This is a genomic window from Rhizobium mesoamericanum STM3625 (assembly GCF_000312665.1).
GTDB lineage: Bacteria > Pseudomonadota > Alphaproteobacteria > Rhizobiales > Rhizobiaceae > Rhizobium > Rhizobium mesoamericanum.
This window is the reverse complement of the sequence record NZ_HF536772.1, coordinates 1,369,060-1,391,395: the sequence shown is the minus strand read 5'-3', so window position 1 is coordinate 1,391,395 and position 22,336 is coordinate 1,369,060. Positions and strand designations below refer to the sequence as shown.

Sequence of the window (22,336 nt, the reverse complement as noted above, 5' to 3'; positions counted from 1 at the left end):
CGTCTTGCGACAGGCACTGTCCATTAAGCCGTCTTTTTGACCTTCGAAGCACGCAAGCCTTCGGCGGCGCGCTCGAGGCGTACAAGGCCTTCGCGGGCTTCGTCGGCAGTGACGATCAGGGGCGGCAGAAGACGAATGACGTTGTCACCGGCCGGCACACCGAGCAGATGAGCGGCACGGATCGCCTGCAGCAGCTCGGAGGACGGCACGGCAGCCTTGACGCCAAGCAGCAGCCCCTCGCCGCGAACGTCCTCGATGATATCAGGATAGCGATCCTTGAGGGACGCCAGCCCTTGACGGAAAACCAGCGAGACATCCCGCACCTGCTGCAGAAAGCCGTCCGCGAGAACCACGTCGAGGACGGCACTGCCGACAGCCATCGCAAGTGGATTGCCGCCATAGGTCGAGCCATGCGTGCCAGCCTTCATACCGGAAGCCGCGTCCGCCGTCGCAAGGCAGGCGCCGAGCGGGAAGCCGCCCCCAATGCCCTTGGCGACTGCCATGATGTCGGGGGTGGCGCCGGACCACTCGTACGCAAAGAGCTTGCCCGTGCGGCCGACGCCGGTCTGCACTTCATCAAAGATCAGCAGCAATCCGTTCTCGTCGCAAATCTCGCGAAGCGCCTTTAGAAACGCGTTAGTCGCCGGGCGAACGCCGCCTTCGCCCTGAATCGGCTCTATGAGGATCGCGGCTGTCTCGCTGGTGATGGCACCGCGAACGGCATCGACGTCGCCGAAAGGAACCTGATCGAAGCCGGGCGCCTTTGGACCAAAGCCTTCAAGGTATTTTTCCTGGCCACCGGCAGCGATCGTCGCCAGCGTGCGGCCATGGAAAGCACCTTCAAAGGTGATGATATGGAAGCGCTCAGGGTGGCCCTTCGAAAACTGATAGCGGCGCGCGGTCTTGATCGCGCATTCCAGCGCTTCCGCGCCGGAGTTCGTGAAGAACACCTTGTCGGCGAAGGTTGCCTCGGTCAGCCGCTTCGCGAGCGCTTCCTGACCGGGGATCTCATAAATATTGGACAAGTGCCAGACCTTGTCGGCCTGCTCCTTCAGCGCACCCACGACATGCGGATGGCCGTGACCGACGGAGGTCACGGCAACGCCCGCGCCGAAATCAAGATATCGCTCGCCCGTTTCGGTGATCAGCCACACGCCTTCTCCTCGCTCGAACCGCAGCGGGGCACGAGAGTAGGTGTCGTAAAGCGCGGCTTCAGCCATGGCGCGATCTCCTGTCAATTACCATCAGTGGCCGGACTCCGGCTAAGGAACGCATGCCCGGAAATTAAAAATGCCGCCTTTCGGCGGCAAGCAGCACTATTTACTTTTCGCACTGCTATGTCAACAAAACTGAGGTTTTCCCGCACGCGTCAAGCTGCCATACGAAGGTGCCAGCTCTATCAACAACTAATGTTGCATAAATGACTCTCGCGCCAAGCAAGTTGGGGAAAACTTGAAATTCGATTCGCCGAGATTCAACCGACTCTTGTCACGGAGTCAGCCTCACACTAGGTTAAAACTCAATTACTAGACTGCATGCGGCGGAACTAGTCACCAAAATCGAGCAAGCGTTTCTTGCCTCGGATACGTCCGGGGCAACGGTGAAGGATTCTGCCTACACCAACGCTAATAAGGCGGAGACAGGGGCATGAACTGGACAGACGAGCGCGTTGAAAAACTGAAGAAGCTGTGGTCCGAGGGACTGAGCGCCAGCCAGATCGCGGCACAACTTGGCGGTGTAAGCCGTAACGCCGTCATTGGCAAAGTCCACCGTTTGAGTTTGCCGGGCCGCGCCAAGGCTGGGGGCACGACGACAACGGTCAGAACGCCCAAGCGCACCACTTCCGTGCCGCGCGCGCCGGCCTACGCATCGCGCGTCGCCACGCGCACGGTCACTCGCCAGCAGGGCGCTACAATGCTGAAGGAAGAGATCGAGATCGATGCGGTCGAGGAGGTCAGCTTCCGTCCGGCCGCGAACGTGGTCGTTCCGATTTCGCGCCGCCTCGGCCTTACCGAACTGACCGAGCGCACCTGCAAGTGGCCGGTCGGCGATCCGCTGAAGGACGACTTCCATTTCTGCGGTTGCGAGTCTCCAGATTCCTCGCCTTATTGCACCTACCATCAGCGCATGGCCTATCAGCCGGTTAACGAGCGCCGCAAGGCAGCCAACCGGGTCGCTTAACCCGGAAGCCGGATAAGGAACACAGTAAAAACGGGCCCACGTGGGCCCGTTTTTCTTTGAAGCGGTGATGGTGGTCTCTCCGGCTTTCACCTGGAAAGTCCTAAGCTTCCATGGAATATCCGGCGCCGCGCACGGTGCGGATGACGTCCTGCATATTCGAGAAGTTCAGCGCCTTGCGCAGGCGTCCCACGTGCACGTCGACGGTGCGCTCGTCAACATAGATGTCATGCCCCCATACGCCGTCCAGAAGCTGTGAGCGAGAGAAGACGCGGCCAGGCGAAGCCATCAAGAACTCGAGAAGCCGGAACTCGGTCGGGCCCAGGCGGACTTCGCGGCTCTTGCGATGAACGCGATGCGTCTCGCGATCGAGCTCGATATCGCCACACTTCAGCAGCGTGGAGAGCACCTCCGGCTTGGCGCGCCGCAGCATCGCCTTGACGCGAGCAACCAGCTCCGGCGTCGAGAAGGGCTTGACCACGTAGTCGTCGGCGCCGGTGGAGAGGCCGCGGACGCGTTCGCTTTCCTCGCCGCGAGCCGTCAGCATGATGATCGGCAGGCGCTCGGTTTCCGGCCGCATACGCAGGCGGCGGCAGAGCTCGATGCCGGACACGCCCGGCAGCATCCAATCGAGGATCAGAAGGTCTGGTGTGCGTTCCTGCAGCCGGATCTCGGCCTCGTCGCCGCGCAGGATGGTGTCGACCTCAAAACCTTCGGCTTCAAGATTATAGCGAAGAAGCACGCTCAATGCTTCTTCGTCTTCAACGACAGCTACTTTAGGGATCATTCTTTTCGGTCTCCTGGGGCGCGATCGCGGAACGACTATTCAGTGATTGCGCCGACGGTGTTGGCGGTATCGTCCTTCGGACGTTCGCCTTCCGGCTGAGCACCGGTGGCCATGTAATAGATGGTTTCGGCAATGTTGGTCGCGTGGTCGCCGATGCGCTCGATGTTCTTGGCGCAGAACAGAAGATGCGTGCAGCTGGTGATGTTGCGCGGATCTTCCATCATGTAGGTGAGCATCTCGCGGAACAACGAGGTGTACATTGCGTCGATTTCCTCGTCGCGCTCGCGGATCGACTTCGCCTTATCGGCAGCGCGGCTCGTGTAGACATCAAGGACTTCCTTGAGCTGAACCAGCGCGAGCTCCGAAAGATGCTCGAGGCCGCGGGCGAGCTTGCGCGGCACCCCTGCGCTCTGGACGGCAATGACCCGCTTGGCGGTGTTCTTGCCAAGGTCGCCGACGCGCTCGAGATCGGCCGCAATGCGGATGGAACCCATGATCTCGCGGAGGTCGGCCGCCATCGGCTGGCGGCGAGCGATAGTGACGATTGCCTTGTCACCGATCTCGCGTTCGGCGTGATCGAGGATCACGTCGTCGGAGATTACCTTCTGAGCCAAAGCCGTGTCGCCGTTAACGAGCGCGCGAACGGCATCCGAGACCATCTGCTCGGCCAAACCACCCATTTCCGAGATCCGGCGGGACAGGAACTTCAAATCATCGTCGTACGCAGAAAAGATATGTGTCGATGCCATAGAGCTCATCCTTGAATATCGTGAGTGTTACCGACGCCGGCAATCAACCGAAACGGCCCATGATGTAATCCTGGGTGCGCGGATCGTCCGGATTCGTAAACATCTTGTCGGTGTCGTTCTCCTCGACGAGATTGCCGAGGTGGAACATGGCGGTACGCTGCGAAACGCGGGCGGCCTGCTGCATCGAGTGCGTCACGATGACGATCGTGTAGTTCTCGCGGAGTTCGTGGATCAGTTCCTCGACCTTTGCCGTAGCGATCGGATCGAGTGCCGAGCACGGCTCGTCCATCAGGATCACTTCGGGGCTGACGGCAACGGCGCGGGCGATGCACAGGCGCTGCTGCTGGCCACCAGAAAGACCCGTTCCGGCCTCATGAACGCGATCCTTCACCTCGTTCCACAGACCGGCGCGCTGCAGGCTGAGCTCGACGATCTGGTCCATGTCCGCCTTCGACCTGGCAAGACCGTGGATGCGCGGGCCGTAGGCGACGTTTTCGTAGATCGTCTTCGGGAACGGGTTCGGCTTCTGGAACACCATACCGACGCGGGCTCGCACCTCCACCACGTCAATGGTCGGATCGTAAATATCTTCGCCGTCGAGCGTGATCTTGCCGGTAACGCGGCAGCCGTCGATCGTGTCGTTCATGCGATTGAGACTGCGCAGGAAGGTCGACTTGCCGCAACCGGAAGGACCGATCAGTGCTGTTACCGTGTTTTCGCGGATGTTCAGCTTCACATCGAAAAGGGCACGCTTCTCGCCGTAGTAAACCGAGACGTCCTGGCCGATCATCTTGTAGGGAATGGTATTCATCTTCTGATCAACCGCTTTCTCAACTGCTGCTTCCGTCAACATATTCATAATGTCTACTCCGTTTACCAGCGGCGCTCAAAGCGACGACGCAAGAGAATGGCTCCGAGGTTCATGACGATCAGGAACAGGAGCAGGACGATGATGGCGCCCGACGTGCGCTCGACGAAGGCACGCTCGGCTTCGTTGGCCCACATATAGACCTGTACCGGCAGAGCCGTCGAAGGCTCCAAGGGCGTTGCAGGCGCGTTGGCAACGAAGGCGACCATGCCGATCAGGAGGAGCGGAGCGGTCTCGCCTAGCGCGTGCGCCAGGCCGATAATGGTGCCGGTCAGGATGCCGGGCATCGCAAGCGGCAACACGTGGTGGAATACCATCTGCATCTTGGAAGCCCCAAGGCCGAGAGCGGCGGCGCGGATCGACGGCGGCACGGCGCGAAGGGCTGCGCGAGTGGCGATGATGATCGTCGGCAGCGTCATAAGGGTCAAGACAAGGCCACCCACCAGCGAGGCCGAGCGCGGCAGGCCTGCGAAGTTGATGAAGACGGCAAGGCCGAGCAGACCATAAACGATCGAGGGAACGGCTGCGAGGTTGTTGATGTTCACCTCGATCAGGTCCGTCAGCTTGTTCTTCGGGGCGAACTCCTCGAGATAAATCGACGCGGCAACGCCGATCGGCAGCGAGAGGACAAGCACGATCAGCATCAAATAAAGCGAGCCAATCAACGCAACGCCGAGGCCCGCAGCTTCAGGGCGGCTGGAGTTGCCGTTGACGAAAAGCCCGGTGTTGAACTTCTTGTGCAGGGCGCCGCTCTCGGCCAGCTGGTTCATCCACCCAACCTGCTTATCGTTCACCTTACGATTCTTTTCGTCAACCTTGAGGTCGATCTGACCCTTGTTGGCGGAATCGATGTTGGCGTCGGCAAGCAGCGTTACATTGACGGTCTTGCCGATCAGCGACGGATCGGCAACGACCATGTCGCGCAGCTGGATTGGCGCACCCTTGGATACCATCGCGGTCGCGTCACGGACATCCGGACGGCTCGACGCATTGAGGTTCAGTGCCTTGATCATCGCATCGCGGATGAGAACAGAGTAGTTCGCAGCAACCAGAACCGAGGGGTCAGTCGCTCGCTTGTTGTTCGGATCAAGTACCTTTTCGCTGAATTCGATCGGCAACGTGATCGCGGTCTGCTGAAAGGCCGTGTAGCCCTTACTGATAATGCTCGTCAGCAGGATCGCCAGGAATATCAGGCCAAAGGAGATCGCGGCAATGCCGTACAAACGGAACCGACGTTCAGCTGCATAGCGGCGCTTCAGGCCGATATCACGGCGTACAGGCGCCTTTGAAACGACAACGCCCTGAACCGGAGAAACAATATCCGTCATTCGTACTGCTCCCGGTATTTGCGCACGATATAGAGCGCGTAGATGTTGAGGCAAAGCGTGATGAAAAACAGCGTAATGCCAAGCGCGAAGGCAACCAGCGTCTGCGGTGAGGTGAACTCAAGGTCGCCGGTCAGCTGGTTGACGATCTTGACCGTCACTGTCGTCATCGGCTCGAACGGATTGAGTTGGATGCGAGCGGCGACGCCAGCGGCCAGTACCACGATCATGGTTTCGCCGATGGCGCGCGACGCTGTCATCAGAAGCGCGCCAACAATGCCTGGCAGCGCTGCGGGAAGCACGACCTTCTTGATCGTTTCCGAGCGGGTGGCGCCTAGCCCGAGCGAACCATCGCGCAGCGCACGCGGCACGGCAGTTATGATATCATCCGACAGCGACGAAACGTATGGGATCAGCATGATGCCCATGACGATGCCCGCCGTCAGGACGCTCTGCGCCTGAATGAAGTTCGTGTAGTTGCCGGAGAGCAGGCCGCTCACCTGCGAAGACAGGTCACGCAGGAATGGGCCGACGGTGACCAGAGCGAAGAAGCCGTAAACGATCGTTGGAATGCCGGCGAGGACTTCAAGCAGCGGCTTTGCGATCGAGCGGACCCTGGGAGCAGCGTATTCAGCCATGTAGATCGCCGCGAATAGGCCGACGGGCACCGCCACCAGCATTGCTACGAAGCCGATGTAAAGCGTGCCGAGCAACAGCGGGATCAAGCCAAATTGCCCAAAGGACGAGCTGCCGGCACCAGCAAATCGCGGATCCCAGACCGTCCCGAAGAAGAAGTCAGCAGCGGGAACAACAGCGAAGAAGTTGGCGGCTTCCGTCAGCATCGACAGGACGATACCGATTGTCGTCAGGATGGCGATCGACGATGCCAAAAGGAGACCCCAGAGCATAACGCGCTCGACGCGGTTGCGCGCGCGGAACCGCGGTGCGACCTCGCGAAGCGCATAGAAAGCACCGGCAACGGCCAGCGCAAGAACGATTGCCGTCATTACGAGGCGGCTGGAGCCGGATTCAGCATTCAGCTTCTGCGCCGCCTCGATCATGTAGGGCTGCGGCTGACCGGCAAGCGGAACGCCCTTTGAGGCTAGCTTTGCCTGGAGACCCACCGGGTCGCTGGCAGCACCGGCAACCTCCTCCGCAGTGAGTAGCGGCAGGCCGCGCGCGATCGCGCTGACCATCCCGTAGTTCAGATTCTGCTGGGCGGCGGGCAGCGCCCTGACATCGTCCGGGAAAGTGCCGCGGACGGAAGATTCAATGACCGACGGACTGATTGCAAGCCAGGCGCACAGCACGATCAGTGCCGGCAGCACCGTCCAAATTGCGGCATGGACGCCGTAGTAGCCCGGTCGCGAATGCAGCGTGGAGGACTTGCCCCCAGCAAGCGCCATAGCACGGCTGCGCGCTGCAATATAAGCAACGGCGCCAAGCACCACGAGACACAAGAGTATAATGGATGTACCCATTCGTTTAGGTCCCCAGGCCCTTTGACCCCGAAAAAGCGGAAACGGCAGGCGGACCGATCCGGCTCTCAAACTTGGAGAAGTTCAGACCTCGTCCCGATTGGCGGGACAAGGAAATGCCGGCGCGACGGGAAGATCGCGCCGGCAAAGGTCCTTACATGGTCTTGCCGTCTTCAACGCCCTTGCGGATCGCGTCGCGCTCGGCATCAGGAGCGGCAACGAGGCCGTATTCAGCGAGTGGGCCATCGGGGCCGATCATCTGGTCGGAAACGAAGAAGTTGACGTATTCCTTCAGTCCCGGGATCACGCCGAGGTGTGCCTTCTTGACATAGAAGAACAGCGGGCGAGAAACCGGGTAGGTGCCATTCGCGATGGTTTCGGTCGACGGAACGATACCGTTAACGCTCGCAACCTTCAGCTTGTCAGCGTTGTTTTGATAAAAGGAAAGGCCGAAGACGCCGACGCCGGTCTTGTTGGCGGCGATGCGTGCCAGTGTTTCCGGATAGTCGCCATCGATGTCTACAGCCGCACCGTCCTTGCGGACTGCGACGCAAGCCTTGGTCTGAGCAGCTGCGTCAGAGATCGAAGCCTTGATGACGTCGAGAGCGCCGGCAGCCTTGCAGCCAGCAGCGAGGACGTTCTGTTCGAAGACTTCGCGCGTGCCGTGCTTTTCGCCCGGGATGTAGGCAGCAATGTCAACCGCCGGGAGCTGCGGGTTGACTTCCGACCACTTCTTGTACGGGTTGGCGACGAGCTTGCCGTCAACGACGACCTGGGCGGCTAGAGCCTTGTAGATGTCGGCCGGAACGTAGGCAACGTCCGGGTTGGACGCGTCGGTTGCGAAGACGATGCCGTCGTAACCGATCTTGACTTCCTGGATGTCGGTTACGCCAGCTGCCTTGCAGGCGTCCAGTTCCTTGGCGTTGATCGGACGCGAAGCGTTAGCGACGTCGATGGTGTCAGGGCCGACGCCCTTGCAGAATTCCTTAAGGCCAGCGCCCGTGCCGCCAGATTCAACGACTGGCGTCTTGAAGTCCTTAAAGGTTTCGCCGAAGGTTTCGGCAACGATCTTGGCGTAAGGCAGGACGGTGGACGAGCCAGCGACCTGAACCTGGTCGCGAGCGACGGCCGCGCCAGCGAAAGCGGCGGAAGCGGCAAGTGCTGCGACCGTGAGTTTAAAAGCGTTCATAACAATCTCCCGGGCATATTGCGGTCTGAGTGCGGCCTTCGATGGCCTTCGGCGTTGCCGTCATATCAGCGGCACGCTCTCTTTAGCCCCTGATGACCAGAGCTTTTATGTCAATTCGATGAAACATTTGTGACGGATTATGCGATTGATTTCATTATGAAAAATGGAGGACTCTGCAGGATTGGCTGCAGCTTTATGTCAAAACCGCACGGTAAAGCTCGTTCCCTTGCCGACTTCCGACTTGACGATCAGTCGGGCGCGGTGGCGCGTTAGGATGTGTTTGACGATAGCAAGGCCCAACCCCGTGCCCTTTTTCGAGCGACTATCCTCAATGCTTACGCGATAGAATCGCTCCGTCAGGCGCGGCACATGCTCAGCTGGAATGCCAGGCCCCTTGTCTACTACGGTCACCTCCACCGGCTCCCCCTGACCGTTCTTCAGGAATACATCAACGGTCTTGCCCTCCTGCCCATACTTGCACGCATTTTCTATCAGGTTTTCAAAGACCTGAACCAGCTCATCGCGGTCGCCCAGCACCTCTGCCTCGCCTTGCGGGAGATGCAGAGCGATTTCGACCCCGACGTCATTTGCAAGCGGCACCAGCGAATCCCTGACATGACCGAGCAAGGGAACGAGATCGACTTTTTCATCCGGGGCGATATGCGACTTCAATTCCAGCCTCGAAAGGGAAAGCAGGTCATCCACGAGGCGGCTCATGCGGGTGGCCTGATCCATCATGATGCCGAGAAACCGCTCCTGCGCCTTTGCGTCGTTCTTTGCCGGCCCCTGAATGGTCTCGATGAACCCACGCAGCGACGCAAGCGGCGTACGCAATTCGTGGCTGGCATTGGCGACAAAATCGGAGCGCATGCGGTCGATGCGGCGGACTTCGGAAATGTCTCGAAAAGAAACCAAGAAACAGCGCTCATTCACAGGCTCTTGCCCCTCGAAGCGAACGGGAGCGCTGCGGACGATGTAGACGCGCTCGGATGGCAGGCGTTCGGAGTGCTCGATCTGGTTCGGTGCGTTGGTCGCAATCGTCTCACTGATCATGTCGAGGACGCCCGGCGAGCGTAGCCGCGCGGATATATGGGCCCCGATGGGGGCCTCGCCAAAGGCTTTTTCCGCGGCAAGATTCTGGTAAAGCACTGAAGCATCGCCGGAAAGAACTATGACTGGGATATCAAGCGCGGCGAGCGTTGCGGTAACCTCGGCCAGGTTACTGCCAGGCGCCTCAATGGTCTTTGGAACCGGTTCCAGCTCAGTTTTCGGGATGATTGGCACCGCGTGCCACAAAGCCGTGACTATCATCAGCAACAGAAGACCGAGCACGACCCACTTGTTCGCGCCCACCGCAAGAGCGATCAGCGCGATCAGAAGCGCCACGAGCAGAACCGGACGCTCCTGGCGAATGCGTGCCCACAAGCTGCGTGTCCATTGTGCTTTGTCTTCCAACTGCCCCTCGCGATCTCGACTCGTACTCTTATCTTCAAACTCTGCCTGATAGCGGTGAATCATGACAGAAGTTTTCGGCTTCACCCTGCAGGCGAGAAGGCTGCAATGAGAACACACAGGAATTTCCATAATCTGCAAGATATTTGATTTTTAACAGGAAATATGATCGCCTGTGTTCAACAAACTCTGAGCGGGGAGAACGCCATGGCCGATAATGTCGAGAGCAGAGCCGTCGAACTGGACATCCACGGAAAGAAGCGGATGTTCGATGTCGACGATCCCGTGCTGCCGGACTGGGTTGAGGAGGCGGCTCTGCAATCCGGCGACTTTCCCTACAACAAGAAGCTCGACGAAGAGGAATACCTTAAGGATCTCGAAAAGCTGCAAATCGAGCTGGTCAAGGTGCAGTTCTGGCTGCAGGCCACCGGCAAGCGCGTCATGGCGCTGTTCGAAGGACGAGACGCTGCGGGCAAGGGTGGTGCGATTTCCGCTTCGTCAGCGCACATGAACCCCCGACTTATCCGCGTCGTTGCCTTGACCAAGCCTACCGAGCGCGAAGCCGGGCAATGGTACTTCCAGCGCTACATCGCACAGTTCCCGACAGCCGGAGAATTCGTTCTCTTCGATCGGTCCTGGTACAATCGGGCCGGCGTAGAGCCCATCATGGGCTTCTGCACGCCCAAGCAGTATGAAGACTTCCTGAACCAGGCGCCTCTGCTCGAGAAGGTGATTGCCCACGAGGGCATCTTCTTCTTCAAATTCTACCTCGATATCGGCCGGGAAATGCAACTGAAGCGCTTCCATGATCGGCGCCACGATCCGCTCAAGGTCTGGAAGCTCTCATCAATGGATATCGCGGCGCTGACGAAATGGGGCGACTACAGCGAGAAGCGCGATCGGATGCTCAAGGAGACGCATACAAAACATGCGCCGTGGACGGTCATCCATGCCAACGACAAGCGCCGTGCTCGGTTGAATCTCATTCGTCACATGCTGAATACGATGGACTATGACGGCAAGGACAAGGATGCCATCGGAAAGCTCGACGACAAGATCATCGGCTCGGGCCCCGGCTTCCTAAAATAGCTTACTGCCCCGGCAGGATCCTAACTGCGTACAGGTTGATGCCGCGCGCCTTGCCATCGACGTCAGTGTTGATCATCAGGCTGCCGGCGGAGTTCGGAGCAAGCGAGCGGTCGAAGCGAACCTGCAGCAACACATCTGACTTTTGCCGGGTGACAGTAAACCGGTGGCGGGCACAGTCCCCGAGCGACTGAAAATCGCATTCCACCGTAATCTGCGTTGGTTCATCGGAAGTCGATTGCAGCGTGATGGCGATCGTCGAAGACTTGCCGGCTAGTTGCTGCAGCACATCGGCTGGTATGCTGATGCTGACATTGCCATCGCTGCTGCTGCTCTGCGAGATCAGGCGCACCGCGGGACCATCGTTTTCGGCGACCTTCTGAATTTGTGATTGTGCGCCAGTCTTGATCTTATCCACCTCGGAAGGACTGAAAACCGCGATCCAATCGGCAGAAAACGAGTTCTGCGGGTCTATCGTGACAGGCGCGGCATTGTCGCCCGCAGTGGCATTGTCGTTGCCATTGAAATCCTCGGGCTGGGTGCTCGCCGGCGGATTGGCGACGCTCGTATCCCGCTCGGCCGCACTCTTCAGCAGGCCCGAAGAATACACCCACCAGGCGCCCATGCCGATAAAGGCGAGAAGAACGCAGGCGACAAGCAGCCGGGAGAAGAACTTGCGAGGTTTGCGACGAACCGCCGCGCGCTCCGGCCGGAAGTCCATCTGCGCCGGCTTTCGTTCCGTGGGCACCTCAGCAACCGGCGTGACGCCGAGATGATCAGCGCTGCCGGCATGTACGCCGGCGAGGCTGGATTCATCATCGAAGCGTGGATCCGTGACTGAATGCCCGCGAGTCTCGCCGCGAACCGAAACGCTCGTCACCTCTTCCGGTGCAACATGAGCAACAGGCTCCTTTACTTCCACCACGGGTGGAACGGGAACTTCCGGCGGTCCTTGGCGCGGATGAAGACGCTCGCGCTCCTCGGCTTCGATCGTGTGGATCGTTGTTTCGAGCCGGTGGCGGTGATAGGCGACCGCTTCCGTGTCGGTGATGTCCTGTTTGCGAAGACCGGCTTCGAGAGCCTGACGCGCGGACTGATAAATCTTTGCACGGACTTCGGGATTGTCGCGATCGGCATTGCTGAGCGCCGTTCTGATAGCCGTTTCTAATCCGCTCACGTCCGGTCCTTTTTTCTGAGACTGGGCCAGTACCTAACAGTTCGTAAATGCGGTAACCGCTGCCACATCAAATCGCAAGCCTCGCCCGGCTAGCGGGTCACATCGGCAGGGGATAACACGAGGTAGTCGCACGCGGTCTTATGTCCTTACAAGAATAGCCGATCTTTGCGGAATCGATAGAGCGAGCTTTTCCTATGCTGAAGTCTCTGCTATCACATTGACGTTTTCGTAAACGTCAATTGATGGTGTCTCATGGCCCTACCCCCGATCCTGATCCAAAATCTAAGATTGCCGGTCGTCGCCTCGCCGCTCTTCATCATTTCGCACCCAGCGCTGACGCTGGCGCAGTGCAAGGCCGGGATCGTGGGCGCCTTTCCGGCGCTGAACGCCCGGCCGGAGAGCCAGCTCGACGAATGGCTTGCCATGATCACCGAAGATCTCGCTGCGCACAACGCCGCAAACCCCGGACGCCCGGCTTCTCCGTTTGCCGTCAACCAGATCGTCCATATGTCGAACAAACGGCTCGAACATGACCTCCGGCTCTGCGTCAAGTACAAGGTGCCGGTTGTTATCTCCTCGCTTGGCGCCGTGCCCGAGGTGAACGCCGCCGTGCATTCCTACGGCGGCATCGTGCTCCACGACGTCATCAACAATCGTCATGCGAACTCGGCCATCCGCAAGGGCGCTGACGGGCTGATCGCAGTTGCGGCCGGTGCGGGGGGCCATGCCGGTACGCTTTCGCCCTTTGCCCTTGTCCAGGAAATCCGCGAATGGTTCGACGGGCCGCTGTTGCTTGCCGGCGCGATTGCCAATGGCGGCGCCATCCTCGCAGCACAGGCCATGGGAGCCGACATGGCCTATGTCGGCTCTCCGTTCATCGCGACCGAAGAAGCCCGCGCCTCGGAAGCCTACAAGCAGGCCATTGTCGACGGCATGGCAAACGACATCGTCTATTCCAACTACTTCACTGGCGTACACGGTAATTACCTGAAACCGTCGGTGAAGGCCGTCGGCCTCGACCCGGATAACCTGCCGGCCGCCGATCCCACAAAGATGGACTTCGAACAGGCCGTCGGCGGCGCCAAGGCCTGGAAGGATATTTGGGGCAGCGGTCAGGGAATCGGCGTCATCAAGGCGATCGAACCGGTCAGCAAGCTCGTCGACCGGCTCGAGGCAGAATATACCGCCGCCCGGACGCGCCTGTTGCTTTAGCGGCTAGCCACAGATTTCCACAACACCCTTCTTTTTTGCCGAAGAGATGACAGGGCGCTTGAAATCTTCAAACAATGCCTGTATCAGCCCCATGCAAATCGCGGGCCGCATCGTTCGGCCGCAGGGATTGCCGCTTTAGCTCAGTCGGTAGAGCACATCATTCGTAATGATGGGGTCACGTGTTCGAGTCACGTAAGCGGCACCACTTTTCTTTTAGTAAATCACCAACTTGACCGGGCGGCTTTTCAAGATCCTCCGACAGCCCAGTTCTCCGGTCGTCACCTGGTCGTCATGCGTACGCGTGCTTTGCCATCAGAGCGGTTCTCGTAAAATACTTGGCATCGAGAGGCGTCCGGCGACGGGAAAGGTGAGCCGTGTTTCCGGTTCTTCGCCGCTGTCAGTTTCTAGCACGCAATGCTACGAACATGCTGTAGGACCAAGCATCTGCCCAGCGGTCCGCTCACGGCCCGGCGTGGATTTCCCGATCCGCCAGGCTTGCTTTTTGCCGACGCTGCAGTTCCTGTGCACGTGGAACTATTAGGCGCTCCGCGCGCTGGGACGTGCAACAGCTTCGGCAGGTTTGTTGCCTGCTGGAGTCCATTCCCCAGAGAAACAGCCAAGAAGGGCTCTGTGCCACCGGCGCCGAGCTTTAAGTAGAAAAAAGAAAAGGCTCGGCACAAGAAACTGGAGACGAGCCTTTTAGTCATGTTGATGATGCCTGTCACGATAACCCATAGTGACAATCGTGATGGTGGAGCAAGAAAGTTAAGGCATTTCTAATGCAGCAGAGCAACGGCGGCTCGTAAATACGCCCCCGGCATTCGCGCCGACGGCTCCAGTCTCTCGTCCTGTGGTCGCCAAGGTTGGCAGCCAGAGGACTGCCGACTAAAAATCAAGATACATGGTCACACCTGACCGACGATGATATGGGTAATAGTCGCGATAGGCGTACGGGGGATAGCCGTAATACCGTGGACGGTAGCACGAGCCGTAGTACCGGCAGTCGCGATAAGCGTACCGCCGGTCCTTCCAGTGGCCATATGCATATCCATTACCGTGGCCGCGGTGTTTGACCTGCTCGACGTCGGTGGCATGCATCGGGAGTGCCTCTGGCACGACGATCGGTGCAGCGTTAAGCGGCAGGGCGAAAGATCCAGCCAGGATCATGGCAGCGAGTGCGGGCAAGAGCTTATTCATCATCGGAACATCCTTTCAGCCTGCGAGGCTGGGTTAATCGGCATTAACCTCCAATGAACGGCTGCGCGCGGTACCCCGGCCGGCTTCCTGTGCTGGATCACGATGGCGCATGAAAAAACCGCCCGACCTTTCGATCGAGCGGCTCTCCGTTGGCAGAGGGCGGTGCCGGTCGGCGGCCGGCGAATAAAAGAGTACGCTCCTCATGACCGAGCCGAGCAAATGATGCGTCAAGAAAACTAGTAGCGGGCGACAACGCGTGACGCCATCGCTACCCTCCCGGCCGGCGTGTCACGCACCAGCCTCCTGCGGGGGTGCGAAACTCAAACTGAATGCCTGCAAGTTGCGGATCTGATGTTCGAGCACTTGAAGGGGTTACACCTCGCGCCAACGTGGAATAGTTCGCTCAGTAACTGCAAGACCTATCATTGCTCGGTCGGAAACCGTCTGCGCAGGCCGGGTTCACTGAAGTCCTTGGCTGGTATTGGTAATCGGGCGGGTTCGAACTGCGCGGGGACGCCGTGCAGGCTGACGCAACCGCGGCCAGACCGATCAGCATTCCAGCTGCAACCAGCGTCTGAAATTTGTTCATACTATTCCTCGCCGCACTATGCGTGCAGAGAAAATGGCGCGCCATCAAGCAGATACGAGGGCCATCACGAACACTTGACGGCCGCCACCCGACTCGCCTCGCTTTCCACCGCGGCTCACCAACCCGCAGTTGGGTTCTCCCGCTACATCCCGATAAAGGATTGCAGCGCTAAGACGTTCAGTTGATGGAGGGGATGGAAGCTCTCCCCATTCGACCGCCCACTGCTCTTCTCCATGACAAGGAGCTTGCAGTCGCGCTCGTTGCAAGGAGCGCGCTGCAATGTGGATCAAGCAGTTATTCCACAACTCGTGGAAGGGCTCCCCATGCATTGATCCCCTTCACGACGGCCGGCCAATTCCAGTTGGTGAAGCGCTTCTGTGAAGGCTGCTTCGGGATCACGTCTGGCTTCGGTGTCGTGGCGCCGGATGGCGAGGAGGGGCTAGGCATGTTCAAACGCGACCGCACCAAGAGCTTCCGTGGCGCTTCTTTCCCCCGGTCTGCGCGTGCACTTTTGCAAGGCCGCCCCTCATGCCCTGGCCTTAATACGTTGTTGATGTTGTTTCTGAATATTGGACCTAGGTCCGATCAGCTTGGGACTTTCGCCCGATGACAGCGGATCAACAACGTGTACCTTCCAGCCAATTCATTGGATCTGGAGAATACTATGCGTCTATCCACACTGGCATCTCTAGCAGCCCTCTCCTTGGCTGTTGCCGTTTCACCGGTCACTCTTGTCGGGATCCATGGCGCTGCGCTGGCAAAAGGCGGCGGCAACGGTGGAGGTAACGGTGGCGGCAATGGCGGCGGTAACGGCGGGGGTGGCGGAAGCCACGGTGGCGGCAATAGTGGCGGCCATGGCAACAGCGAAAACCACAGCGGCGGCCAAAGCAGTGGCAATCGCGGTAACTCAGGCCACGGCAGTGCAGGTTCTAAGGGCACAGGCGCATCAAAATCGCAATCAGGTCATGAGAACCACAAATCATCGCGGCCGCCCAAGACCAGCGAGACAGTGACAGCCAGTGCTGACAAGGAGAAGAACCTGAGGGCGCAGCTTGGAGGTCTGAATTCGCTCAACAGGAATTACAGGGCGCTGATGAATACCTCTTCCCCCCGTATGGCAGCCATCAAGGCCTATGCCTTGGCGTACGCCCAGTATGAGCTCGATAACGGCGTCGCGCCTGCGGCTGATGATCCGGTCCTGGGCGATGCCGCTCTTGAAGAAGCATTGGCGAGCGCGTCTAATAAAGGCAGCATCAGCCCGGCGGCCCTTGAGGAGGCCAAGAATATCCTCGGAGTTGGCGATGCTGAAGGAAAGATCGATCAGATTCGCGATGACCTTGCCAGCTCGCAGCCTGCAGGCCCGGTCGAGGAACCTGCAGCTCCTGTCGTAGTAGTGGTGGAGCCTACGGCACCGGTAGAAGAGCCAACTGCGGCCGAGGAGCCCATCGTGCCGGCAGAAGTGCCCACGGCGCCCATTGAGGAGCCAACCCCCGCTCCTACCGAATAGCTGAAGCGGCATCGAGGACGGCCGGGCGGGGGCATCCGTTCGCACACCGTAAACACTGCTTTCTGGAAGGCGGCCCGTAGACCTGGTCAGGCGCATCGCGTGCGGAACGGTCGCGCTCGGCGAACACGCTATGCGGCCGCCTCTTACGATGGATCATTTAGCATTGCCGCGGTATAAGCTCGCGCTACTTTCGGGAAGAGCATTTTAGCGGTAACCGATGCCAAACTCTCCCAAACCCTCGAACCAAGGTCCTAAAGACTCAAGCACGAGTGCCAATCGCTCGGAAAATTTGCAGTTCTCTGGCGACCATATTGCGGCGCGGGCGCCGGCCTCAGACTTACTGGGTGGGGCCAGTTCATCCCCCCAGGCCGACCACCCGCAACAGCCCCACAAATCCTTCAGTCAAAGCAGGCAGGCGGCGCATAATCTACTGCGTGCGCTGGGCCATGATTTGCAGCTAAGTTCAACCTGGGCCAGGGCCAAGGCCAAGGCAGCCGCTTCCTATTTGAGGACGAAGCTCAACGGACCAGTCCGGCCGGAAATCGCAACAACTGTCAGCAATCTGGGCAAGGGGTTCGCGACTGCTCTGGTTAAAGCAGCGGGCGGTTTTCGTAGTCTGAGTGCAAAGGCGCTGGAAAGCTGCAGACACGCATTATTTAATGCTGGTTGGTGGAAAATCGCTCTGGGATCGGCCTTTCTTGTTGGCCTCCTGCTGGCAGGAAGCGTGTTGGTGTGGGCACTAAAGGACGTACCCTGGGGCGAGATCCGGGATGGGACCTTGAAGCCTGTCGTGGTGCTGGAAACCGCCGACGGTGCACCGTTGGTAAGACAGGGGCCGTACCAAGGACCGTATGCGCAGTACAACCAGTTTCCGCCGCATCTCATCGATGCCGTCCTCTCAATTGAGGATCGGCGGTTCATGGACCATTTCGGCATCGACGCGAGAGGGATCGCAAGGGCGCTCCTGCGGAACTTCAAAGCTGGCTCGGTGGTGGAGGGCGGCAGTACAATCACCCAGCAGCTCATAAAGCTGCAGTACCTCGACAGCGATCGGACAATAAAACGAAAGATACAGGAGGTCGTCATTGCCGTTTGGCTGGAGTGGAAGCTCGGCAAGCAGGAAATCCTGACGCGCTATCTCAACAGCGCCTATCTTGGTGCCGGCGCGACCGGCATGCCTGCCGCGGCGCGGATCTATTTCAACAAGGATATCGGCACCCTCAATCTGCCAGAATCGGCGATGCTGGCGGGACTGCTACGCGCACCGAGCCAATGGAATCCGATCGACAATTTCCAAGGTGCACGGCAACGTACGTCAGTCGTTCTCGATGCGATGGTTGCCAATGGCAAGATCACCGGACCGGAGGCGGAAGAAGTCAAGGCGAGCTTCGCCAAGTTGCATCCGACGACGCCAACACTGCGCTCAGGAAGTTGGTTTGCTGATTGGATTTCGCCCCAGGCGAGCGAAATCGCCGGCTCCTCGCCAGGTTCGACCACGATGCGCACTACTCTGGTGCCGCACCTGCAACAGATCGCTGAAAGGGTTGTGAGAAATGCCTTGGACCGCGAAGGAAATGCCGTTGGAGCATCGCAAGCCGCGTTGGTTGCGATGACCCCGGACGGCGCAGTGGTTGCCATGGTCGGCGGGCGCGACTACAAGGCAAGCCAGTTCAACCGCACCGTTACCGCGATGCGGCAGCCGGGCTCCACCTTCAAGTTGTTCGTCTACTACGCAGCCCTGAAGGCTGGGTTCAGCTTGTCTGATTGGGTTCTCGACGCGCCAGTCAACGTCAACGGCTGGTCGCCAGAAAATTCCGGCGGCCGCTATCACGGCTGGGTAACACTTGCGGAGGCTTTCGCCCGGTCACTAAATGCCGCGACGGTGAGGCTTGCCGAAAAGGTGGGGCTCGACAATGTGATTGCCGCAGCACGAGAGCTAGGCATCGATGCGCCGCTTTCCAACACGCCGTCTCTGGCGCTTGGTACATCCGAAGTAAACCTGCTTGATCTGACCAGCGCTTATGCGTCTGTCCATCTCGGCAAGGCGCCCGTCAGGCCCTGGGGCATTATCGACTTTCAGGCAGCGGGGCAGCCAAAAGCGTTTCGGGTTGGCTCACAAGCTGGGCCAAATGTCGACCTCTCGCCCTACCAGTCCGATCTCCTCGGGCTTTTGCAGTTGGTGGTCGAGCGCGGCACTGGACGGGGAGCCGACCCAGGGACGTTTGCAGCCGGTAAGACCGGCACCAGTCAGAACAATCGCGATGCATGGTTCGTCGGCTTCACGGAACCACTCGTTGCCGGCGTCTGGGTGGGCAATGACGACGACGCGCCGATGAACGGCGTCACAGGCGGCGCCTTGCCAGCCCGTATTTGGCGGGACTTCATGCGCGAGGCGATGGCCGAGTCTGCGCTGAATGGAGAGAGGTCAACAGGAGCAATGATCGACAGCCAAGGCGCACCGCAGTCCTGCAACATCTCCGCCTGCGCTCGCAGCTATCGTTCCTTCCGGCCGTCGGACTGCACTTATCAGCCCTATTCTGGAGGACGGCGGCTCTGCGAAAAGTGATTTTCGTTTCGACGTAAGAGCTCTGCCGCATGGCCGATTCGAGCATGGGAGCGAGCAATACTGTCCGGAAATGCGTTGTTCGAGTTCAGCCGGGAACAGCGATGCTATGAATGGGAGCTTCATGGCTATCCATGCATATTCCGACTTCGTCAGCCGATCCGCCTGGTTGGCGGCGCGTATCAGCTCGGCGTCGAAGTTCGCGCCAACTCTCATATCCTCGCGGCTCCACACCCTTTAGTCCCATAATCCAAGGCAGAGCCAAGCTAATGCGGGCAGCCAGCCCCTTTTGGTAGATGCGATCAATAAGGCGCTTGGTTCAAACGGCAAAGAGGGCCCCGCTGGTCGACGCGGGGCATCCTAGTTTAGCGGCAACGGGCCTCGTAGCGGCGGCCATGGCGATCACGATAAATGCAATATCCATGATGCTCCGTCGAATGCCCGATTAAAGCACCGACCAACCCGCCAGCAACAGCGCCAACAGCCGCGCCGCCCCAACTATGGCTGACGACGCCACCGATGATAGCGCCGGACCCGGCCCCAATCGCAGTTCCTCGTTCGGTAGCGGTGCAGGATGCTAGGGTACCTACCAAGGCACTGGCGAGAACGATTTTTCTCATCATTTTGATTGCTTCCTAAATTAATACTCGCAACGACAGGATCATCCGGGCTTGCAACAGGGAGCTCCGTCCGGAATCCGGAAAGCCCCCGGGGTTGGCACGCGAGGGCGCGCCCGGAGCGTGTCCGATGGGCTTGGGACAGCGAACTTATGCTGGTCCTAGCCGGCTTGAACAGTTGGACTAAAGTCCTCAACGCACCAGAGCCGAAGTCCATAATTGATCGGACCTAGGTCCAATGTTCAAAACCCACTAATGCCGTACTAAGAGTTCGGGGCATGGGACACATTCTTGCAAAGAGATGTGCGAACCGGAACGGGAAGAAGACATGAAAAAGATCGCTCTCGCTGCAATGGCTTTTGCGACGGCGTTATCAGCGTCGCCGGCATTTTCTCAGATCTACTTTGAGTACGGCACCGGACCTCGCTACTACGATGATCGGCCGGCACCACGGTACTACCATTACGCGCCACGCTACGCATACGATGACGATGATGACGACCAGGGATCCGGCCAACGGTGCTGGACACGGAAATATTACAAATACAACAGCTATGGTGACCGGGTAGTGCGATACAGGACCGTTTGCGACTAGGGCTCGACACTCCCCTTGGCCGCGGTTACCCCTTCCCCGGCAGTCTTAAATTCTGCCCGTCGCATTTCTGGGTGGCGTCTCGACGGTCTTCGACGCAGCGCGGCCGAACGATCCCCATTTCTGGCATCCCTCAACACAGCAGTATTGGTTCACATGCTGTCGGCGGGCTTGGCCTTTGGATCTAGGCTCATCGTCGCTTTTCCGAATAGATCGCGAAGAACAGCGTTGCGTGTTCCGGTTCTGCTTGCATCGGAGATTCTGCTTTATCTCCCCAAGCCTCGCCTCCGGTCCTAGTCTCTTTCGCAGCTCTTTATAATTGAAGCGTCCGATATGCCCGCATTTGCATGCGCGTTCATGTAATGGTCACATCGTCGGGATTGCCGCCGCCGCCTCGCATCGGGATCGCCGCGTCCTCTGCAACGCGTTCTGGGAGGAGCGCGCAGACCGAGCGGGCGGTACCTCCAGCGAGGATTGCCCCGTCGTCAGGCGTTCCACTTGTCATCTCCCTCTGTTATCGCCTCAACTCGTTCTTCAGTCCGGCGCCGCCGTGCTCGGTGCAGGCGCCAAAGCGACAAATCTAGCGCAATTATTTTCAGTCCGCTGCATGAAATTCCCCGCATTAACGATGAGTTAACCATAGACGTCGTTTACCATTGGCAGCGGCCTCAAGGGTCGTTGATTCGGAACTCCAGCGCGAAATCTGCGTATGGATGTGAGGAAAGGCGATTGCGGCGACCCGAAACATTCAGGCTATTGAGGGCGTCATGCTTGGCAGTCCTGGCCGCGTTCACGGCCGGGTGCCAGTCGACGGGGAACGTCAGGCATCTGAACAGTTCTGAGACCGTACCAGCCGAGAACGCCCTCGCACTGCCTCCCCCCGGCGGCCCGTCGATCGTCAGCGTCGTCGAACATAAACGCGGCAACGGCACCGAACAGATCATTTCACTCTACACGTCGTCGTCCGTGCCGGGGCAGAATTTTCTGAAGGTACAGTTTTTCGGTGCGTCGGGAGCCAATCCAGGGACAGGAAACGCGTCCTATCAGATGATCAGCGAGAGCGGGATAATCCGCGAGGCTTTTGCGGCCGTTCCCGGCGTGCAAATGACGCGTTCCACGACCTATCTGCAAAACAGCTATGGGCCGTTTGCCTATGCCTCGGGCGAGAGCGGTTTGGGCGATACCTGCATTTATGGCTGGCAGCAGATCCGTTCGAGCAGATCCGCTCATACGCAAGCGCGTAACTTCGGGATGATCCAGGTGCGGTTGCGCCTTTGCGATAGGCGGGCAACCGAAAGACAGTTGCTTGGAATCATGTACGGCTACACGATCACTGGAACACTGGACGGAGAAATCTGGAATCCGTTCGGGGATCCGCCGCGCGTAGATACGACACTGGGGCGGCCCGGCAATCCGATCTATCCGGACCAGGGCGGCTACAGGAACATGCCGCTCGCTTTTGGCTATGAACCCATCCGTCCGGAAATCCAATCTCGCGTCGTTCGCGTACGCGGCGTTCAGCCAAAAGCAGAGGAGGTGCCCACGCAGTTACCGCCGCCGACGGGTCCTCGCGTGCCGTTGCCGGATGCAACGAGCGGCCTACCGGTACAAGGTATTTCAGTACTGCCAGCAACCGACCAGGCGCAGCCGAGAACTACGACGGCAACGATTCCAACGGTGCCGTCGCCAGATTGCATAGGCGATTCGGCCATGACGGCCGCGTGCCAAAGATAGACGTGGGTGGGCTCAGGTGTCCCAACCGCCGAGCCC

Annotated in this window: 18 protein-coding genes, 1 tRNA gene and 1 pseudogene; 8 read left to right on the top strand and 12 right to left on the bottom strand. The window is 59.2% G+C overall.

What is annotated here, in order from left to right:
* Positions 1-23: 23 nt before the first annotated feature.
* Positions 24-1,220, bottom strand: a complete 1,197-nt coding sequence (locus BN77_RS06690; protein ID WP_007529794.1) for an aspartate aminotransferase family protein — start codon at positions 1,218-1,220, stop codon at positions 24-26.
* Positions 1,221-1,647: 427 nt separating this feature from the next.
* On the opposite strand from BN77_RS06690, the gene BN77_RS06685 reads away from it, so the two are divergent.
* Complete coding sequence (locus BN77_RS06685) at positions 1,648-2,181, top strand: GcrA family cell cycle regulator (protein ID WP_007529791.1); 534 nt, start codon at positions 1,648-1,650, stop codon at positions 2,179-2,181.
* A gap of 100 nt (positions 2,182-2,281) precedes the next feature.
* Here the strand turns inward: BN77_RS06685 and phoB are convergent, their stop codons facing one another.
* From phoB to phoR, 7 genes are all read right to left on the bottom strand, one after another.
* Entirely contained in the window at positions 2,282-2,965 is a 684-nt protein-coding gene (gene phoB / locus BN77_RS06680; protein ID WP_007529789.1) for a phosphate regulon transcriptional regulator PhoB, read from the bottom strand.
* Positions 2,966-3,000: 35 nt separating this feature from the next.
* The gene (gene phoU / locus BN77_RS06675) at positions 3,001-3,714 is read right to left on the bottom strand and encodes a phosphate signaling complex protein PhoU (RefSeq protein WP_007529787.1); all 714 of its coding nucleotides are present in this window, start codon (positions 3,712-3,714) and stop codon (positions 3,001-3,003) included.
* Between the two features lie 43 nt (positions 3,715-3,757).
* Positions 3,758-4,573 (bottom strand): phosphate ABC transporter ATP-binding protein PstB, encoded by an 816-nt coding sequence (pstB, locus tag BN77_RS06670; protein WP_007529781.1) that lies wholly within the window; start codon positions 4,571-4,573, stop codon positions 3,758-3,760.
* Positions 4,574-4,587: 14 nt separating this feature from the next.
* Positions 4,588-5,910 (bottom strand): phosphate ABC transporter permease PstA, encoded by a 1,323-nt coding sequence (gene pstA / locus BN77_RS06665; protein ID WP_007529780.1) that lies wholly within the window; start codon positions 5,908-5,910, stop codon positions 4,588-4,590.
* Complete coding sequence (gene pstC / locus BN77_RS06660) at positions 5,907-7,388, bottom strand: phosphate ABC transporter permease subunit PstC (RefSeq protein WP_007529779.1); 1,482 nt, start codon at positions 7,386-7,388, stop codon at positions 5,907-5,909. The genes pstA and pstC overlap by 4 nt, the downstream gene beginning before the upstream one ends.
* Positions 7,389-7,539: 151 nt before the next feature.
* On the bottom strand, positions 7,540-8,574 hold the full coding sequence (locus BN77_RS06655) for a substrate-binding domain-containing protein (RefSeq protein WP_007529778.1): 1,035 nt from the start codon (positions 8,572-8,574) through the stop codon (positions 7,540-7,542).
* Between the two features lie 198 nt (positions 8,575-8,772).
* Complete coding sequence (gene phoR / locus BN77_RS06650; RefSeq protein ID WP_208856428.1) at positions 8,773-10,029, bottom strand: phosphate regulon sensor histidine kinase PhoR; 1,257 nt, start codon at positions 10,027-10,029, stop codon at positions 8,773-8,775.
* Positions 10,030-10,233: 204 nt separating this feature from the next.
* Here phoR and ppk2 point away from each other — a divergent pair, with 204 nt between their 5' ends.
* Positions 10,234-11,115: a polyphosphate kinase 2 gene (gene ppk2 / locus BN77_RS06645; RefSeq protein WP_007529776.1), complete on the top strand. Its 882-nt coding sequence runs from the start codon at positions 10,234-10,236 to the stop codon at positions 11,113-11,115.
* A gap of 1 nt (position 11,116) precedes the next feature.
* On the opposite strand, the gene BN77_RS06640 is transcribed toward ppk2, so the two are convergent.
* Positions 11,117-12,289 (bottom strand): hypothetical protein, encoded by a 1,173-nt coding sequence (locus tag BN77_RS06640; protein WP_007529775.1) that lies wholly within the window; start codon positions 12,287-12,289, stop codon positions 11,117-11,119.
* Between the two features lie 252 nt (positions 12,290-12,541).
* Here BN77_RS06640 and BN77_RS06635 point away from each other — a divergent pair, with 252 nt between their 5' ends.
* Together BN77_RS06635 and BN77_RS06630 are read left to right on the top strand one after the other, a co-directional pair.
* Positions 12,542-13,501 carry an NAD(P)H-dependent flavin oxidoreductase gene (locus BN77_RS06635; protein ID WP_007529773.1) on the top strand — a complete coding sequence of 320 codons (960 nt, stop codon included), beginning with the start codon at positions 12,542-12,544 and terminating at the stop codon, positions 13,499-13,501.
* A gap of 129 nt (positions 13,502-13,630) precedes the next feature.
* Positions 13,631-13,706: transfer RNA gene (locus tag BN77_RS06630), tRNA-Thr, on the top strand.
* A gap of 680 nt (positions 13,707-14,386) precedes the next feature.
* On the opposite strand, the gene BN77_RS06625 is transcribed toward BN77_RS06630, so the two are convergent.
* Positions 14,387-14,701, bottom strand: coding sequence for a hypothetical protein (locus BN77_RS06625; RefSeq protein ID WP_007529771.1), 315 nt, complete (start codon positions 14,699-14,701; stop codon positions 14,387-14,389).
* A gap of 1,250 nt (positions 14,702-15,951) precedes the next feature.
* On the opposite strand from BN77_RS06625, the pseudogene BN77_RS06615 reads away from it, so the two are divergent.
* Together BN77_RS06615 and BN77_RS06610 are read left to right on the top strand one after the other, a co-directional pair.
* A pseudogene (locus tag BN77_RS06615) lies at positions 15,952-16,644 on the top strand (hypothetical protein); the annotation flags it as partial.
* A gap of 367 nt (positions 16,645-17,011) precedes the next feature.
* Positions 17,012-19,360 (top strand): PBP1A family penicillin-binding protein, encoded by a 2,349-nt coding sequence (locus BN77_RS06610; RefSeq protein WP_040676817.1) that lies wholly within the window; start codon positions 17,012-17,014, stop codon positions 19,358-19,360.
* A gap of 362 nt (positions 19,361-19,722) precedes the next feature.
* Here the strand turns inward: BN77_RS06610 and BN77_RS31925 are convergent, their stop codons facing one another.
* Complete coding sequence (locus tag BN77_RS31925; protein WP_081593524.1) at positions 19,723-19,980, bottom strand: YMGG-like glycine zipper-containing protein; 258 nt, start codon at positions 19,978-19,980, stop codon at positions 19,723-19,725.
* Positions 19,981-20,302: 322 nt separating this feature from the next.
* Between BN77_RS31925 and BN77_RS06605 the strand changes: the two genes are divergently transcribed.
* Positions 20,303-20,569, top strand: coding sequence for a hypothetical protein (locus BN77_RS06605; protein ID WP_007529760.1), 267 nt, complete (start codon positions 20,303-20,305; stop codon positions 20,567-20,569).
* A 352-nt stretch (positions 20,570-20,921) separates the two neighbouring features.
* Here BN77_RS06605 and BN77_RS33405 read toward each other — a convergent pair whose 3' ends face one another.
* Positions 20,922-21,071: a hypothetical protein gene (locus BN77_RS33405; protein ID WP_157224432.1), complete on the bottom strand. Its 150-nt coding sequence runs from the start codon at positions 21,069-21,071 to the stop codon at positions 20,922-20,924.
* A 266-nt stretch (positions 21,072-21,337) separates the two neighbouring features.
* Between BN77_RS33405 and bcsN the strand changes: the two genes are divergently transcribed.
* Positions 21,338-22,300: a cellulose biosynthesis protein BcsN gene (bcsN, locus tag BN77_RS06600; protein WP_007529759.1), complete on the top strand. Its 963-nt coding sequence runs from the start codon at positions 21,338-21,340 to the stop codon at positions 22,298-22,300.
* The last annotated feature ends 36 nt before the right edge of the window (positions 22,301-22,336 follow it).